The following is a 16,122-nucleotide window of genomic DNA, read 5'->3' as shown; positions in this document are numbered from 1 at the left end:
CCTCGATGGCATTTTGTCGCACGCTCGCAGTCCTGCTGATCGCCAGCCTCGTGCCCATTCAGGCGGCACCTGCCGCAAGCACCACCGTGCATGATGCGCGCGACCGCGACGTCATCATCGACAACCCTTCGCGGATCGTCTCGATCGGCGGGGCGATTACCGAAATCCTCTATGCGCTCGGCTTCGAGGACCGCGTCGCCGGCGTCGATGCGACCAGCCTCTATCCGGCCGCCGCGCTGCGCGACAAACCCAATGTCGGCTATATGCGCCAGCTCTCGCCCGAGGGCGTGCTCGGGCTCAATCCCTCGCTGGTGCTGGCGGTGCAGGGCTCGGGGCCGAAGGAGACCATGGACGTGCTGGAAGCGGCGAAGGTGCCGCTGGTGCTGGTGCCCGAGACATTCTCCGAGCAGGGATTGCTCGACAAGATCAAGCTGGTCGGCCACGCCATGGATGCCGATCCGCGCGCCGAATGCCTGAGTACCGCCGTCGCGCATGATCTCGCGCAATTGCGGGAGTTGCGCGCCAAGGTGACGAAGCCGGTGCGGGTGATGTTCGTGATGTCGCTATTGAACGGCCGCGCCATGGCGGCGGGCCAGAAGACGGCGGCGAACGAGATCATCCAGCTCGCAGGCGGCGTCAATGCGGTCGAAGGCTATGACGGCTACAAGATCATCAGCGACGAGGCGATCGTCGCCGCCAAGCCGGACGTCGTGCTGTCGATCCAGCGCGGCAAGGATTCGCTGGAAGCCGAGGCGATCTATACGCATCCGGCCTTCGCGCTGACGCCGGTCGCAGCGAACAAGAGCTTCATCTCGATGGAAGGGCTTTATCTGCTCGGCTTCGGGCCGCGCACGGCGGCCGCGGCACGCGACCTTTCGACGAAACTCTATCCGGCGCTGGCGCCGCAGGCGGAGAAGTTCGTGCCCGCAGCGCTTACGACAAACTGCCGGCAATGAGCGCCTTGGCGGACGCGCGCAGCGGGACTTCCGATCGTCGCATCAAGCGCTCGTTGCGCCCGCCGGCGTCGCTGACGCTGCTTTGCCTTTGCGCCGCTCTCGTCAGTACAGCGCTCATTGCGGTGACGCTCGGCGCCGCTGGAATCCCCCTCGCCCGCCTCCCCGCCGCGCTTGGCCTGTGGAGCGACGGTGCGGCCAGCCCGCTGGTTGCGCGCGACCAGCTCGTGCTGTGGTCGATCCGGATTCCCCGCATCGTCGCCGCCGCGATGGTCGGCGGCCTGTTGGCGGCCTCCGGTGCGATCATGCAGGGCTTGTTCCGCAATCCCCTTGCCGATCCCGCGCTCGTCGGCGTCTCCAGCGGCGGCGCCTTTGCTGCGGCAGCCGCAATCGTCTTCACCGACAATCACATCGGCGAGAGCGTCCGATTCATGCAGCACCAATTGCTGCCGCTGGCAGCGTTTGCCGGCTCGCTCGTGACGACCATCATCCTCTACAGCATCGCGAGCCGCGCCGGGCGAACATCGATTGCGATCTTCCTGCTGGCGGGAATTGCGATCGCCGCGATCGCCAATGCCGGCATCGGGCTTCTGGTATTCATCGCCGACGACCGCCAGCTCCGCGACATCACCTTCTGGATGCTGGGCTCGATGAGCGGCGCGACCTGGGGCAAGATCGCGACGCTGGCGCCGGTGCTCGCCGTTGCACTGGTCGCGTGCCTGTCGATCGCGCGCGGGCTCGATGTCCTCGTGCTCGGCGAGGCCGAGGCCTTTCACAGCGGCGTCGACGTCGAGCGACTGAAACGGATCGCTATCATCCTGGTTTCGGCCATGACCGGGGTCGCGGTCTCCGTGTGCGGCGTCGTCGGGTTTGTCGGCATCGTGGTACCGCATCTGCTGCGGCTCGTGATCGGGCCGGCGCACCGGCTGCTGTTGCCGGCTTCCGTGCTGCTCGGGGCTGTGCTGCTGGTCGGTGCCGACACGATGGCCCGCACCATCGTGTCTCCAGCGGAAATGCCGATCGGCATCCTGACGGCGGCAGTCGGCGCGCCGTTCTTCCTCGCCATCCTGCTGCGGCAGCGCAGCCTGGTTTCGCTATGACACCGATGCTGCGGGCGAGCTCGGTCTCGGTGGTGGTCGGCGGCGCCACGTTGGTCGATGCCGTCGACCTCAGCGTCAATCCGGGCGAGATGATCGTGATCGTCGGACCGAACGGCGCCGGCAAGTCGACATTGCTCCGGATGCTGTCCGGCGACATCACGCCGACGCGCGGCACGGTTGAATTGAAGCGGCGCGCGCTCCGCGCTTACACGCCGCGCGAATTGGCGCACCATCGCGCCATGCTGTCACAGCACGTCAACGTCACCTTCCCGTTCACGGTGGAGGAGATCGTCTATATGGGCGCAGGCGACAGTTCGCGCGCAACAGTGGCGCCGCTGGTCGAGTCCGCCCTGGACGAAGTCGGGCTGAGAGGCTTCCGCCATCGCCAATTGCCGACGCTGTCGGGCGGCGAGCAGCAGCGCGCGCATTTCGCCCGCGTGCTGGTGCAGCTTGCCTGCGGCGAAGCGTTGAACGGCCCCGGCCTGTTGCTCTTGGACGAGCCGACCTCGAGCCTCGACCTCCGGCACCAGATCGATCTGGTCGAGACCGCGCGCCGGCGCGCTGAGAACGGCACGGCCGTGATCGCGATCCTGCACGACCTCAACCTCGCGATGCGCTTTGCCGACCGTCTCGTTCTCCTGCACCGCGGCCGGCTCGCGGTCGATGGCGGTCGCAGCGAGGCGATGACCGCGGAGACGATCCGCACCATTTTCGAGGTCGACGCAGCCATCGACTATACCGACGGCGGCATTCCCTTCCTGCTGCCGCAAACGATGCGGCCGGTGACGTAACGCCGCAGGCATATCCAGCGCCAATCGCCCACCGTCACGAAACTGTCAGCGGCATGTAACACCCGCCTCCCAGAACTCCGCGGCGTTCATCTTCAGGGGAGATCAACATGCGCAAATCACTGCTTTGCTCCGTCGCGTCGATCGTGCTGCTCTCGGGAGCCGCTTTCGCGCAAGGCGAAGGCGAATATCCGGCGACCCTCAAGGGCCACGCCGTGCTTCCGGCGGAAAGCTTCATCGACGCGCCTGCCGATGCACCTGATGATCTGAAGACCTCGGGCAAATACACCACCGGCCGCCGCATCGACGCCACCGGCACCGTGATGGGCAAGTCCTACGAGCGGCCGACGGGCGTGTCGCTGCCGTTCAAGGGCCAGCCGCTGCAGGGCCATTCCGGCATCAAGGTGATGGCGGACGGCACGTTCTGGGTGCTCACCGACAACGGCATGGGCTCGCGCTACAACTCAGCCGATTCGATGCTGTACCTGAACCGGCACAAGATCGACTGGGCGAGCGGCAAGATCGAGCGGCAGGAAACCATATTCCTGCACGACCCCGACAAGAAGGTGCCGTTCCGCATCGTGCATGAGGACACCACCAAGCGCTATCTCACCGGTGCCGATTTCGACACCGAGGGCTTCCAGATCATCGGCGACACCTTCTGGATCGGCGATGAGTTCGGGCCCTATGTGATCAAGGCCGACAAGACCGGCAAGGTGCTGGCCGTGTTCGAGAGCGTCGCCGATGGCAAGCCGGTGCGCTCGCCCGATCACTGGTCTGTGCAGTCTCCGGGCGCGCCGGGCGCGAGCTACACTACCGTCAACCTGCGCCGCTCCAAGGGATACGAGGGCTTTGCATCCTCGAAGGACGGCAAGTTCCTGTACGGCCTGCTCGAGGGCCCGCTGTGGGATGCCGAGAAGAAGGACTGGGAGAAGGTCGACGGCAAGGAAGCCTCGCGCATCCTCGAGTTCGACGTCGCGAACGAGAAGTTCACCGGCCGCTACTGGCAATATGTGTTCGAGCAGAACGGCAACGCCATCGGCGACTTCAACATGATCGACGGGACCAATGGCCTGATCATCGAGCGCGACAATGGCGAAGGCACCGCCGACAAGGCCTGCCCGCAGGGCCAGCGCGGCGAGAAATGCTTCCCGGATCTGGCGAAGTTCAAGCGTGTCTACAAGATCGAGCTCTCAGATGCCAATGTCGGCAAGCCCGTGCGCAAGGTCGCCTATATCGACCTGATGAAGATCCGCGATCCCGACAAGAAGGCGAAGAAGCCGCTCAATGACGGCGTGCTGACGTTCCCGTTCTTCACCATCGAGAACGTCGACAAGATCGACGACACCCACATCATCGTCGGCAACGACAACAACCTGCCGTTCTCCTCGAGCCGCGATCCCAACAAGGCCGACGACAACGAGTTCGTGCTGCTGGAAGTGAGTGAGTTTCTGAAAGCGAAGTAAGTCCGTGCTCCGCGAAACTCACCGTCATCGCCCGGCTTGACCGGGCGATCCAGTACTCCGCGGCGCTCAATTGCGCGAACCACTGACGCCGCGGGTTACTGGATGCCCCGCATGCGCGGGGCATGACGGAGGAGCGATGGCCTCACCCCGCCGGCGTCATCACGACGCCCTTGTCCTTGGGCCAGCGGATGCGCCAGCCGAAGTTGATTTCCTTGAGCTCGCCTGGCTTCGCGTCAAACGTCCATTGCAGCACGCCGCGCTTGTCGCGCAGATTGGTCGCGGTCGGCGGCGTGGTCTGCGGCAGCAGCTCGACCACGATCTCCTCGTTCTCGCTGACCGGAAGCTGATCCTCGATCGCGATGCGGACAGGAAAATCATGGCCGTTGCGAATGCTGGTCTTGAACGAGCGTTCGTCGGTCTTCGACGTCGTCACGATCAGGCCGGCCGAGCCCTCGTTGCGCCTGACCACCGCGCGCTCGATCTTGACCTTGTCGTCGGCGCCGAAGCCGAGCCGCACGATTTCATCCTTGCCGGCGGCGGCGATCTTGCCGCGGCCGATGAATATGCCATCGCGATAGATCGCGACACGGCCGGGCAGCAGCGGCGCGTCCTCGGCCTGCCTGAAGCTCGCCTCCAGGAAAGCCGTCGGATCGGCCACCGGCGCGGCACGGATCACAAGATCAGGCGCAATTACGCTGCTGGCAATGCGCAGGCTCTTCGCCCCTTCGCCGGCGCCGAGGCTGACGCGGCCCGGAATTTTGAAGGTTGCCTGGAAGTCACCGATCTCGGCCACCGCCTGCTGCTCGTCGGCGCGCTCGCGCGCATCGAGCGCGTCGGCGGCCTTTGCGGCCGGCGCCGAGCGCAGCATCGGCGCGGGCCTCGCCGACTCCGACACGGCGCCAGACAGCGGCACCGGGCGTGGGGGCTGAGGATATTGCACGAGCAGCGAATTCAACTCGGGCGCACTGCCGCCGCGGGCAATGCGCACGGTGGAGACGCCGAGCGCGACGTTTGACCAGTCCTCGCCGGTCGACTGCGTGATCTCGGCGCGGCGCACCAGTTCGAGCGAGGGCTTGCGGTCCTTTGCGCCGGTATCGAGGCGCGCGTCGTAGATCGGCGCCCAGCGCGCGTTGCGCACCGAATAGGTGACGCGCAGGGTGGCTTTCGTCGCAGTCGCGGCAGCAAGATCGATGCGGACCTCGAGCTTGCTCGGCGGCTTGGCGGCACGGTCGGATTCCAGCCGCGCGATCTCGCGGTCGATGTCGCGCTGCTTGCGCTCGGCCTCGCGGACCGCGGTGTCGGCGGTCGCGATCTCCTCGGACACGGCGGCGAAGGCAGCGCGCCATTCGGAGATCGGCCGCGCCTCGCCTTTTTCGCCGATGCCGACCGGAGCGGCTTCGGCAAAACGCGCGGCGAACTGGCGGCGCGCCTTGGCGGCGTCGATCGCCCCTTGCAGATTGGCGCGCTCGTCCCTCAAGGCCTCGATACGCTTGTCGAGTTCGGGCAGGTTGACCGGCGGCGCCGCGCGCGGCTGCCGCGCGTCGATCGAGCCGATGGTCAGCCTCGCTCCCGCCTCGCCTTCGACACGCAGCGAGGACGGATCGAGCGATAGCGGGAAATCCCTGGCGACCAGCGTGCTGTCACCGGACGGCAGATCGAGCGTGATGACGCGGGTGACGCTCGCGCCATCGGGATAGACGGTCACCGCATCCACCGTCGAGGAGGCATCGACGTCCGCCGCACGCGCCGGCAAAGCGGCAAGCGCGGTCACCAGCACCAGGCTGGTGGTGACAAGACAATTGGTAATCAAACGCATTGGATCCCTTTCCTGCATTGCGCGCAAACTCCACCCTGTCAGGCACGGCCGGACAGTGGCTGATGTCACACCCCCATCGGTGGTGAGACGCAGCGAAGAAGAAACGGGTTCGATTGAGGTGCCATGAAGATGGAGACAGCGGACATGCGGTATCCGGTTGCGTGGCGGTACCTCCACGTCATTGCGAGCGCAGCGAAGCAATCCATTGCCAGCCCAGGACTGGAGAGATGGATTGCTTCGCTGCGCTCGCAATGACGGTGGAGAGCGTGAAGCACAAGAAAAGCACGGCGCTTGGGGCGCCGTGCTTTGGTTCATGTGCCATTCAGCCGAGCCAGGACTCAGCTATAGATTTCGAACAATCCGGCGCCGCCCTGGCCGCCGCCGATGCACATGGTGACGACGCCCCACTTGGCCTTGCGGCGACGGCCCTCTTGCAGCAGATGCCCGGTGAGGCGCGCGCCGGTCATGCCGAAGGGGTGGCCGATCGCGATCGAGCCGCCGTTGACGTTGTACTTCTCGGGATCGATGCCGAGCTGGTCACGGCAGTACAGGCACTGGCTGGCGAAGGCTTCGTTGAGCTCCCAGAGATCGATGTCGTCGATCTTCAGGCCGTGGCGCTTGAGCAGCTTCGGCACCGCGAAGACCGGACCGATGCCCATCTCATCCGGCTCGCAGCCGGCGGTCGCCCAGGCGACGAAGCGGCCGAGCGGCTCCAGCCCGCGCTTCTCGGCGTCCTTGGCTTCCATCAGCACCACGGCGGCGGCGCCGTCGGAGAGCTGGCTGGCGTTGCCGGCGGTGATGAACTTGCCCGGCCCCTTCACCGGCTCGAGCTTCGCCAGCCCCTCCATCGTGGTGTCGGGACGGTTGCACTCGTCGCGGTCGACGACATAGTCCTTGATGCTCTCCTCCTTCGTCACCTTGTCGACCACCTTCATCTGGGTCTTCATCGGGACGATCTCGTCCTTGAACTTGCCGCCCTGCTGCGCGGCGGCCATGCGGCGCTGCGACTCCAGCGAGAACTCGTCCTGGTATTCGCGGCTGATCTTGTAGCGATCGGCGACGATGTCGGCGGTGTCGATCATCGCCATGAAGATGTCGGGCGCGGTCTTGAGCAGCTCAGGATCGACCGACTCCTTCGGCGTGCCGCCGCCGGGGATAGAGATGCTCTCGACGCCACCGGCGACGATGCATTCGGCACCATCGGAGCGGATCGAGTTGGCGGCCATCGCGATGGTCTGCAGCCCTGAGGAGCAGAAGCGGTTCACCGAGACGCCGGCGGTCGACTTCGGCAGGCCGGCGAGCAGCGCGGCCTGGCGGCCGATATTCGGCGCGCCATGGGCACAATTGCCGAGATAGCAGTCCTCGACATACTCCTTGTCGACGCCGGCGCGGGCGACGGCATGCTTGATGGCGTGCGCCGCCAGCGACATCGGCGGAGTGATGTTGAACCCACCGCGGGCGGACTTCGCCAGCCCGGTGCGTGCATAGGAAACGATAACGGCTTCACGCATTGTTTTCTCCCTTGTTCGGACGGCCTGATATGACCGGTCTTGGCCCATTCGTACACAGATTTCGTCGGCCGCCAAACGACAAACGCCGCCCCGAAGCATCGGGGCGGCGTTGTGTTCCGCAGGTCGGAATATGTGGGTCTAGCGCATGATTTAGTCGGGTCGAGTTCAAGCCGCGACGAAGTTACGCTCCCTCTCCCGCTTGCGGGAGAGGGCCGGGGTGAGGATGTCTCCACAATGGGACTTTCCGTCGGGAGAGAGCCCACCCGCCGCACTTCGCGCGTCGACCTCCCCCGCAAGCGGGGGAGGTGAAGATCCCGCGCTAGAACGCCAGCGCCTTGACCTGCTTGACCTGGGGCAGCGCCTGCACCCTGGCGAGCACGTCCGCCGGCACCGGGCCGTCGACCTCGACCAGCGCGATCGCATCGCCGCCTTGCGCGACGCGGCCGAGATGGAAGGTCGCGATGTTGATCTTGGCGTCGCCGAGCAGGCTTGCGAACTTGCCGATGAAGCCCGGCTTGTCCTCGTTGGTCACATAGATCATCGACTTGCCGAACTCGGCGTCAACGCGGATGCCCTTGATGTCGACCAGCCGCGGCTTGCCGTCGTGATAGACGGTGCCGGACACCGAGCGTTCCTGCCGCTCCGTCGTCACGGTCACGGTGATCAGGCTCTCGTAGTCGCTCTGCGCGGCGCGCGTCACCTCGTCGACCACCATGCCGCGCTCCTTGGCAACCACCGGCGCGGAGACAACGTTGACGTCACCCAGCATCGGCCGCAGCAGGCCGGACAGCACCGCCGAGGTCAGCGCCTTGATCTTCATCTCGGCGACATGGCCCTCATAGGTGATCTGGGTCTTGATGATGCCGCTCTCGGTGAGCTGGCCGGCGAACGAGCCGAGCTTCTCGGCGAGCTCGATGAACGGCTTCAGCTTCGGCGCCTCTTCCGCCGTGATCGAGGGGAAGTTGATGGCGTTGGAGATCGCGCCGGTCAGCAGATAGTCCGACATCTGCTCGGCGACCTGCAGCGCGACATTCTCCTGCGCTTCCGTGGTGGAGGCGCCCAGATGCGGGGTGCAGATCACGTTGGGATGGCCGAACAGAACGTTCGAGGTCGCCGGCTCCTCGGAGAACACGTCGAAGGCGGCGCCGGCGACATGCTTGGAATTGAGCGCGTCCAGCAGCGCCTGCTCGTCGACCAGGCCGCCGCGGGCGCAATTGACGATGCGGACGCCCTTCTTCATCTTCGCAAGCGCTGCGGCATCGATGAGGTTGCGGGTCTTGTCGGTGAGCGGCGTGTGCAGGGTGATGAAATCGGCGCGCTTGAAGAGATCGTCGAGCTCGACCTTCTCGACCCCGATGTCCTTGGCGCGTTCCGGCGACAGGAACGGATCGAAGGCGATCACCTTCATGCGCAGGCCGAGCGCACGGTCGGCGACGATCGACCCGATATTGCCGCAGCCGACCACGCCCAGCGTCTTGTTGGTGATTTCGACGCCCATGAAGCGGTTCTTCTCCCACTTGCCGGCCTGCGTCGAGGCATCGGCCTGCGGGATCTCGCGGGCCAGCGCCAGCATCAGGGTGATCGCGTGTTCGGCGGTCGTGATCGAGTTGCCGAACGGCGTGTTCATCACGATGATGCCCTTGGCGGTGGCGGCCGGGATCTCGACATTGTCGACGCCGATGCCGGCGCGGCCGATCACCTTCAGCCTGGTGGCCTTCTCGATGATCTTGGCAGTTGCCTTGGTCGCCGAGCGGATCGCGAGGCCGTCATAGTTGCCGATGATCTCGGCGAGCTTTTCCTTGTCCTTGCCGAGATTGGGCTGGAAGTCGACCTCGACGCCGCGGTCTTTGAAGATCTGCACGGCAGCGGGCGAAAGCGCGTCGGAAATGAGAACTTTCGGTTTTGACATGGGACTGATCCCTAATGGTCGGAATGTTCGAGATCGTCACCCGCGAACCTGTCCCGCGAGTCCATCCTCTTTTCGTGATGGATGGCCGGATCAAGCCCGGCCATGACGATGAGGTGACGTTTCTTACGCAGCCTTGACTTATGCAGCCTTGACTTATGCAGCCTTGGGCAGCGAGGCCTTGGTCTCGGCGAACGCCCAGTCGATCCACTGCGTGAGCAGTTCGACGTCCTTCGCCTCGACGGTGGCGCCGCACCAGATGCGCAGGCCCGCCGGCGCATCGCGGTAATGCGCGAAGTCGAAGCCCGCGTTTTCCTTCTCGACCAGGGCGACCAGCTTCTTGCAGAAGTCGGCCTGCAGGTCCGGCGTCAGCGAGGTGATCGCGGGATCGGTGATCTTCAGGCACACCGAGGTGTTGGAGCGGATCGCGGGATCCTTGGCCAGGAAATCGATCCACGGCGTCTTCGCCTTCCAGTCGGCGAGCACCTTGGTGTTGGCGTCCGCGCGGGCGATCAGCGCCTTCAGGCCGCCGATCGACTTCGCCCAGTCGAGCGCGTCGAGGTAGTCCTCCACGCAGAGCATCGACGGCGTATTGATGGTCTCGCCTTCGAAGATGCCCTGGTTGAGCTTGCCGCCCTTGGTCATGCGGAAGATCTTCGGCAGCGGCCAGGCCGGCTTGTAGGTCTCGAGCCGCTCCACCGCGCGCGGTGAGAGGATCAGCATGCCGTGCGCCGCCTCGCCGCCCAGCGCCTTCTGCCAGGAGAAGGTGATGACGTCGAGCTTCGGCCAGTCGAGCGGCTGCGCAAACGCCGCCGAGGTCGCGTCGCAGATGGTGAGGCCTTCGCGGGTCGCGCTGATCCAGTCGGCGTTCGGCACGCGCACGCCTGAGGTGGTGCCGTTCCAGGTGAAGACGACGTCACTTGCCGGGTCGACCTTGGAGAGATCTGGTATCTCGCCGTAGCCGGCGTTGAGCTTGGTGACGTCCTTCAGCTTCAGTTCCTTGACGATGTCGCTGACCCAACCCTCGCCGAAGGATTCCCAGGCGAGCGTCGTGACGGGTCGCGCACCGAGCAGCGACCACAGCGCCATTTCGACCGCGCCGGTGTCTGAGGCCGGAACGATGCCGATCTTATAGTCGGCCGGCACCTCCAGCACTTCGCGCGTCAGCTCAATGGCTTGCTTGAGCTTGGCCTTGCCGATTTTGGCGCGGTGCGAGCGACCGAGGGCGGCGTCCTTGAGATTTTGGGGATTCCAGCCGGGGCGCTTGGCACAGGGGCCGGACGAGAAATGCGGCACGTTCGGCCGCGAAGCGGGCTTCGCTGCAGTCATGATCTACCCTTCCAGATAGCTGCCTCTCGGTGGGGAGAGGTTTCCCGCCGTCGGAGATAGTGGAAGGGTAAAGGATCGTCAAGGAACTTCAGGACGATCACAGGCGATTGATGGGGGCTCGTCGGGCGACGGAGCCGGCACCTGGTCGAGCAGTCCGGCCGCCTCGCTCACCAGCTTCACGGCCTTCCGCCGGCTGGAGACTTTCATGATGCTCTTTTCATCGACCTGCACGATGTATTCCTTGCCCGCCCTGACGATCGAATATCGCTTCATCTGAAATATCCCCAAGCCGTCCCTGAACGCGATGGCTTTGGACCGTCGCCGCGTTCGATCTTTCTTGCTTGATCATGATCTCTTGCGGACCATGTTCTGCCGCTGGGAGACGCGTAACTAGCAGGAGCGTTCCCTCCGGTAAAATTACGGAGGCCGGCGTAGTTTATCGCTTGTTAACCGGAACGCAGAGCGAGGACTACCACTGCGGTCAGCGATCTCGGCTGCGCAACTTGGTACAACTCAGAAGCGTATCGTCATGCCGACATGACTGCGTTGAAATCCAAGCCGTTCATAGAAGCGCTGCGCGTCGACGCGGGTGTGATGCGTGAGCAGTTCGACGAGAATGCAACCGTTGGTGCGCGCTTCTTTAATCACCCATTGCACCATCTGTTCGCCGATGCCGCGGCTGCGGCAGTGGGTTGCAACGCGCACGTCCTCGATCAAGCCGCGCGAGGCGCCCTGTGAACTTATGCCCGGCAGGATGCACAACTGCAGGCAGCCGACCACCGTGCCGTCGGCGTCCTCGGCGACTATGAGCTTGAATTTCGGATCGCGGTCGACCTTCTCGAACGCGGCGAAATAGGATTGCGGCAAAGGATTCTCGATCCGCTCGCGGGCGCTGCCGAGCCGATCGTCCGCCAGCATGCCAACGATGACGGGGACATCGTCGCGACGAGCGCGACGGATGGTGATCGAAGACGCAGTTGCCATGACGTGTTCCGAAACAGTTAGAGCATGATCCGGAAAAGTGGAAACCGGTTTTCCGAAAAGATCATGCTCAGATAAAGAGCGCCGGCGGCAGGCCGAGTGAGCGCTCGGCCTCGCCGATCCAGCGGCCAATCGCGGGATAGCTACCGAGATCAAAGCCGCCCTCATGCGCGAGCCGCGTGTAGGCGAGCAGCGCCACATCGGCGAGCGAGAGCGTCTCGCCGACCAGAAACGGCGTCAGCGCAAGCTGCTGCTCCATCCGCACCAGCGCGGCATGGCCGCGCCTGACCTTCTCCGGATCGAGCTCGGATGCCGGCTTGCCGAGATAGCGCATCTGGAACCGGCACACCGCGATATAGGGCTCGTGGCTGTACTGCTCCCAGAACAGCCACTCATCCATCTTCGCGGCGGCGAAATCGTCGGACGGAATGAGATCGCTGCCGCGGGCGAGATAGCGGATGATGGCATTGGACTGCGCCAAGGCGCGGCCGTCGTCGAGCACGACCGTCGGCACCTGGCCCGCGCTGTTCATCCTCAGGAAGTCCGCACTCCGCGTCTCCTGCTTGAGGATATCGACGTCGATCCAGGTGTAGGGCAGCGCGAGGTGATCGCACACCCATTTCACCTTCAGGCAGTTGCCCGACTTGTCGTCACCGTAGATTTTCATGGCTGGCGGTTGTCCTGTTGCCGAACGACAGAGCAACAGCGGAAACAGGAGCTGTCAACACGTCAGGCGCAAGCGCGCCTAGAATTTGTAGCCGAGGCCGGCGCGCACCGTGTTGATGCTGGTGTCGACCGTTGTGGTGAAGCGGATATATTCCCATTCCGCGCGCATGAAGAGGCCGCCGACCAGGTTGATGTCGATGCCAAGTCCGGCGGTGTAGCCGTAGATCAGGTGATTGTGCACGGCATCCGTCGCGCTCAATGGCATCAACGGCGTGAAAGGCCCAAGCGGAGCGGTGCTCACCGCGTCCGTTACGACTGCACTATGCGAGATATTCGCCTTGCCGAGCGCGAAGCCGCCGAACGCGTAAGGCAGGAAACACCCGAAAGCATAAGCTGCGCGTCCCCGGAACGTCGCCATGTCCGAGATCGAGATCGAGGCTGCCGAGGTGACTCCGACATCGTGATAGAAGGTGTCGGAGAGAGGAGCGCCGCTCACAAGCTCCTTGCTGGCGCTGGCCGAGCCGCCAAAGCTGCCGTGCACGTAGCTCGCCTCCAGGCCGAGCACGACGTCGCTCCATTGCCAGTTATATCCAACAAAGGCTCCGTATGCGGATGAGCGCGCCGACTGCTTTCCGAGTCCGAGATTCCATTGCGCAACGCCCATCTCCTGGACGACGTTGTCGGAAATCAGCGAGGCGATCAAAGATGACGGCTTGCTGTCGAAATTCTCGTCGGACGATCCGTAGCCGGCCTGACCACCAATGTAGAGACCTTCCCAATAAGCTCTGGAAGTGCTCAGCCCATCGGTGAAGCTGCCGCGAAGCACCGGGAGATCAGGAAGATCGGCGGCCTGCGCGCTCGTCACCGCGCCACACATCACTACCGCCAGCAGAAACCTGCGCATCGCCCACGCCCCCAAATCGACTTAACCAAACCCGGCGATGATCATCGCTCGTTAACCTTAACCAATGGTTGTCGCGCGCTGCGTTTGCCACAATCTTCCGCGTGATGCGCACCGTGTTCCCTGCAAAACGAAACGGCGCGGGAATATCCCGCGCCGTCTGCAATCGTTAACCAATGAAGGCTCGCATTAACCTTTGCGCACCAGCGGCGGCGGCGCGTAGACCGGCTGCGGGCTATCCAGATTCCAGCGCACGCCGATCTTGAGATCGTGCGAGGTGATATCCTTGAAGTTCATCGGATTGTTGGTCGTGAAGCCCTGGAACGTCGTCACGGGTCCGGTCAGTCCTGAACCGAGGTCGACGTAGCTATAGGCGACTTCGAGCGTCAGGTTTGGACTAACCTTGTAGGCAAGACCTGCGTGCGCAGCCCATGCGAAATTCCACTTGGAAGCCGAATTCGCAAGCGCAAAGCCCGGCCCGATCACGCCGGGGGTGATGTCCGCAAGGCCCTGATCGGTGAAATTGGATATGGTCACGCGCGCTGCACCGACACCGGCGCCGATGAACGGCGTCACACACCACCAGGTGCCGAGATCGACATAGGCGTTGGCAAGGACGAGCCATTCCGACTTGCTTGCGGTGTAGTTGTCAGATCCCGCGCCGATAACGCCGCCGCCAAGCGGAAAGGTCACGAGATCCTGTCCGTGAAAGTTCGTCCTGCCACGGTACTGGCCGGTGATGTCGGCGCGGAACCAGTTGTTGAACTGATAACCGACACCGAGACCAAAGATGCCGCCGGTATCAAAGCCGGTCTGCTGGTTCAGAGAGAGCAGCGGCGTGTACAAGGCTTCATTGCCGTTGCGCACTTCCTTCACGCTCTGATTGCTGAAGCCGATATCGCCGCGCAGATACCAGCCGCCGAAATCTTCCACCGGCGGCGGTCCGTAGCTCGGCGGCGGCGCGATCGGCATGTCGGCGGCGAACGCCACCGAAGAAATCAGGGAGGCCGCACCAGCGGCAATGAGAGAGTTAACGCTACGCATTGGCTTCGTCCTTTTGGCCGGTGAGGCGAGCAGGGAAGCCTCACGTCTGAAAACCCACGGCCGGACGATGGCACTAAATGCTTAAGCGGCGCTTAACCCTAATTATTAAGGTTGACAACCTCTGACGAATTTTCCGAAAGCTCGTGCTGTTGCGCTATTCCCGCTATCGAACAGATAGCGGCCGCGCCACAAACGCTAACGATGCGTTGACGAAATTTTTAACGCGCGTGGTTTGGCATTCTCGGCAGGAACACCGCGAGCAGCCCGATCGCCGGCAGGTAGGCGCAGAGCTGATAGACGAAGGCGATGTCGGTATGGTCGGCAAGCTTGCCGAGCACCGCTGCTCCCAATCCGCCGATGCCGAACGCGAAGCCGAAGAACAGGCCGGAGATCATGCCGAAGCGATGCGGCATCAGTTCCTGCGCGAACACGATGATCGAGGACGTCGCCGACGAGATGATCAAGCCGATGAACACGCTGAGCACGGCGCTGGTGACGAGGCCGGCATAGGGCAGCGCGAGCGTGAACGGTAGCGCGCCGAGGATCGAAAACCAGATCACGTATTTGCGGCCGAACCGATCGCCGAGCGGTCCGCCCAGGAAGACACCCACCGCGTTCGCCGCAAGGAAGATGAAGAGATAGAGCTGGGCTGCCTGCGTCGAGACATCGAACCTCTCGATCAGATAGAAGATGTAGTAGCTGGAGAGGCTCGAGACATAGAGCTGCTTCGAGAACAACAGCGCGACCAGCACCGCGAGCGCGACCATCACCCGCCGCCCGGCCGGCGCGTCCGGGTGCCGCTCGACGACCGCCGCCTTCCTGGTCACGATCTGCGGCTTGTACCAGGCGCCGATCCGCCACAGGATGAGGATCGCGAGGCCCGCGATCGAGGAGAACCACGCGATCGAGGACTGGCCGAACGGCACCACGATCAGCGCCGCAAGCACCGGGCCCATCGAGGTGCCGAAGCTGCCGCCAAGCTGGAACACCGATTGCGCAAAGCCGTAACGGCCGCCCGAGGCGAGCCGCGCGATCCGCGCCGATTCCGGATGGAATACCGCCGAGCCGAGGCCGACCAGCGACGCCGCGATCAGTATGATGCCGTAGTGGTGCGCGCCAGAGAGCAGCAGCAGGCCGAAAAAGGTGAAGCCCATGCCGAGCGCGAGCGAGAACGGCTGCGCCTTCTTGTCGGTGAAGTGCCCGACCAAAGGCTGCAGCAGCGACGCCGTGAACTGGAACGCCAGCGTGATCATGCCGATCTGCGAGTAGTCCAGCGCGTAGGCGTCCTTCAGGATCGGATAGACGGAGGCGATCAACGACTGCATGGTGTCGTTGAGGAAGTGCGAGAAGCTGATGCCCGCAAGCACAATGTAGGCCGGCCCCACCGAGGCCGCGCGCGCGGCCATGCGCGGCGCGACGTCGGGAACCAGCACCGGTTCACCCAGCGCTTCTTCTGAAACGGCAACGGGCTTGTTCAACGGAAATTCCTGGCAGGACTCGCGAAACAGCAATGAGCCGTGCTTACGACGCACGACCCGCTGCGACCACCGCCAATCGCTGATGGCTGTGATGCAACCGACGCGTTGGGCAGTCCCTTCGCGGCCCATCCTTCGAGACGCCCGCTTTGGCGGGCTCCTCAGGATGAGGTCTGATTTCGCGGC

General features: G+C 64.1%; 14 protein-coding genes. 4 read left to right on the top strand and 10 right to left on the bottom strand.

Translation table 11 applies throughout. From position 1 onward, the window contains the following. Positions 1-5 precede the first annotated feature (5 nt). From ACVJGD_RS34995 to ACVJGD_RS34980, 4 genes are all read left to right on the top strand, one after another. Positions 6-956, top strand: coding sequence for a heme/hemin ABC transporter substrate-binding protein (locus tag ACVJGD_RS34995; protein ID WP_456638470.1), 951 nt, complete (start codon positions 6-8; stop codon positions 954-956). Next, entirely contained in the window at positions 953-2,053 is a 1,101-nt protein-coding gene (locus ACVJGD_RS34990; RefSeq protein WP_456638469.1) for a FecCD family ABC transporter permease, read from the top strand. The genes ACVJGD_RS34995 and ACVJGD_RS34990 overlap by 4 nt, the downstream gene beginning before the upstream one ends. Then, positions 2,050-2,844, top strand: coding sequence for a heme ABC transporter ATP-binding protein (locus ACVJGD_RS34985; protein WP_456638468.1), 795 nt, complete (start codon positions 2,050-2,052; stop codon positions 2,842-2,844). Before ACVJGD_RS34990 ends, ACVJGD_RS34985 begins: the two co-directional genes overlap by 4 nt. 107 nt (positions 2,845-2,951) lie before the next feature. After that, positions 2,952-4,307, top strand: a complete 1,356-nt coding sequence (locus ACVJGD_RS34980; protein ID WP_456638467.1) for an esterase-like activity of phytase family protein — start codon at positions 2,952-2,954, stop codon at positions 4,305-4,307. A 142-nt stretch (positions 4,308-4,449) separates the two neighbouring features. Here ACVJGD_RS34980 and ACVJGD_RS34975 read toward each other — a convergent pair whose 3' ends face one another. From ACVJGD_RS34975 to ACVJGD_RS34930, 10 genes are all read right to left on the bottom strand, one after another. Continuing rightward, positions 4,450-6,123 (bottom strand): mucoidy inhibitor MuiA family protein, encoded by a 1,674-nt coding sequence (locus ACVJGD_RS34975; RefSeq protein WP_456638466.1) that lies wholly within the window; start codon positions 6,121-6,123, stop codon positions 4,450-4,452. A 338-nt stretch (positions 6,124-6,461) separates the two neighbouring features. Beyond that, complete coding sequence (locus ACVJGD_RS34970; RefSeq protein WP_456638465.1) at positions 6,462-7,634, bottom strand: thiolase family protein; 1,173 nt, start codon at positions 7,632-7,634, stop codon at positions 6,462-6,464. Positions 7,635-7,953: 319 nt separating this feature from the next. Further along, complete coding sequence (gene serA, locus ACVJGD_RS34965; RefSeq protein ID WP_456638464.1) at positions 7,954-9,543, bottom strand: phosphoglycerate dehydrogenase; 1,590 nt, start codon at positions 9,541-9,543, stop codon at positions 7,954-7,956. A 153-nt stretch (positions 9,544-9,696) separates the two neighbouring features. Beyond that, complete coding sequence (locus ACVJGD_RS34960) at positions 9,697-10,869, bottom strand: phosphoserine transaminase (RefSeq protein WP_456638463.1); 1,173 nt, start codon at positions 10,867-10,869, stop codon at positions 9,697-9,699. Between the two features lie 78 nt (positions 10,870-10,947). Continuing rightward, the gene (locus ACVJGD_RS34955; RefSeq protein WP_456638462.1) at positions 10,948-11,142 is read right to left on the bottom strand and encodes a hypothetical protein; all 195 of its coding nucleotides are present in this window, start codon (positions 11,140-11,142) and stop codon (positions 10,948-10,950) included. A 240-nt stretch (positions 11,143-11,382) separates the two neighbouring features. Continuing rightward, a complete protein-coding gene (locus ACVJGD_RS34950) occupies positions 11,383-11,853 on the bottom strand; it encodes a GNAT family N-acetyltransferase (protein ID WP_456638461.1) in 471 nt (156 codons plus the stop codon). Positions 11,854-11,920: 67 nt separating this feature from the next. Beyond that, positions 11,921-12,517: a glutathione S-transferase family protein gene (locus tag ACVJGD_RS34945; RefSeq protein ID WP_456638460.1), complete on the bottom strand. Its 597-nt coding sequence runs from the start codon at positions 12,515-12,517 to the stop codon at positions 11,921-11,923. A 78-nt stretch (positions 12,518-12,595) separates the two neighbouring features. Continuing rightward, entirely contained in the window at positions 12,596-13,420 is an 825-nt protein-coding gene (locus tag ACVJGD_RS34940) for an outer membrane protein (RefSeq protein WP_456638459.1), read from the bottom strand. 186 nt (positions 13,421-13,606) lie between these two features. Then, positions 13,607-14,461: an outer membrane protein gene (locus ACVJGD_RS34935; RefSeq protein ID WP_456638458.1), complete on the bottom strand. Its 855-nt coding sequence runs from the start codon at positions 14,459-14,461 to the stop codon at positions 13,607-13,609. A gap of 218 nt (positions 14,462-14,679) precedes the next feature. Next, positions 14,680-15,939 (bottom strand): MFS transporter, encoded by a 1,260-nt coding sequence (locus tag ACVJGD_RS34930; RefSeq protein ID WP_456638457.1) that lies wholly within the window; start codon positions 15,937-15,939, stop codon positions 14,680-14,682. Between the last annotated feature and the right edge of the window lie 183 nt (positions 15,940-16,122).

The sequence above is a fragment of the Bradyrhizobium sp. USDA 10063 genome (assembly GCF_054063735.1).
Note: the sequence above shows the minus strand (reverse complement) of the source record. Positions and strands in the feature narration are given on the sequence as shown.

What these genes read in the sequence shown, in the direction of transcription:
- ACVJGD_RS34940 (WP_456638459.1), bottom strand. Translation starts at nt 13,420, where the DNA reads ATGCGCAGGTTTCTGCTGGCGGTAGTGATGTGTGGCGCGGTGACGAGC.
- ACVJGD_RS34995 (WP_456638470.1), top strand. Translation starts at nt 6, where the DNA reads ATGGCATTTTGTCGCACGCTCGCAGTCCTGCTGATCGCCAGCCTCGTG.
- ACVJGD_RS34935 (WP_456638458.1), bottom strand. Translation starts at nt 14,461, where the DNA reads ATGCGTAGCGTTAACTCTCTCATTGCCGCTGGTGCGGCCTCCCTGATT.
- ACVJGD_RS34990 (WP_456638469.1), top strand. Translation starts at nt 953, where the DNA reads ATGAGCGCCTTGGCGGACGCGCGCAGCGGGACTTCCGATCGTCGCATC.
- ACVJGD_RS34980 (WP_456638467.1), top strand. Translation starts at nt 2,952, where the DNA reads ATGCGCAAATCACTGCTTTGCTCCGTCGCGTCGATCGTGCTGCTCTCG.
- ACVJGD_RS34975 (WP_456638466.1), bottom strand. Translation starts at nt 6,123, where the DNA reads ATGCGTTTGATTACCAATTGTCTTGTCACCACCAGCCTGGTGCTGGTG.
- ACVJGD_RS34985 (WP_456638468.1), top strand. Translation starts at nt 2,050, where the DNA reads ATGACACCGATGCTGCGGGCGAGCTCGGTCTCGGTGGTGGTCGGCGGC.
- ACVJGD_RS34955 (WP_456638462.1), bottom strand. Translation starts at nt 11,142, where the DNA reads ATGAAGCGATATTCGATCGTCAGGGCGGGCAAGGAATACATCGTGCAG.
- ACVJGD_RS34960 (WP_456638463.1), bottom strand. Translation starts at nt 10,869, where the DNA reads ATGACTGCAGCGAAGCCCGCTTCGCGGCCGAACGTGCCGCATTTCTCG.
- serA (WP_456638464.1), bottom strand. Translation starts at nt 9,543, where the DNA reads ATGTCAAAACCGAAAGTTCTCATTTCCGACGCGCTTTCGCCCGCTGCC.
- ACVJGD_RS34970 (WP_456638465.1), bottom strand. Translation starts at nt 7,634, where the DNA reads ATGCGTGAAGCCGTTATCGTTTCCTATGCACGCACCGGGCTGGCGAAG.
- ACVJGD_RS34950 (WP_456638461.1), bottom strand. Translation starts at nt 11,853, where the DNA reads ATGGCAACTGCGTCTTCGATCACCATCCGTCGCGCTCGTCGCGACGAT.
- ACVJGD_RS34945 (WP_456638460.1), bottom strand. Translation starts at nt 12,517, where the DNA reads ATGAAAATCTACGGTGACGACAAGTCGGGCAACTGCCTGAAGGTGAAA.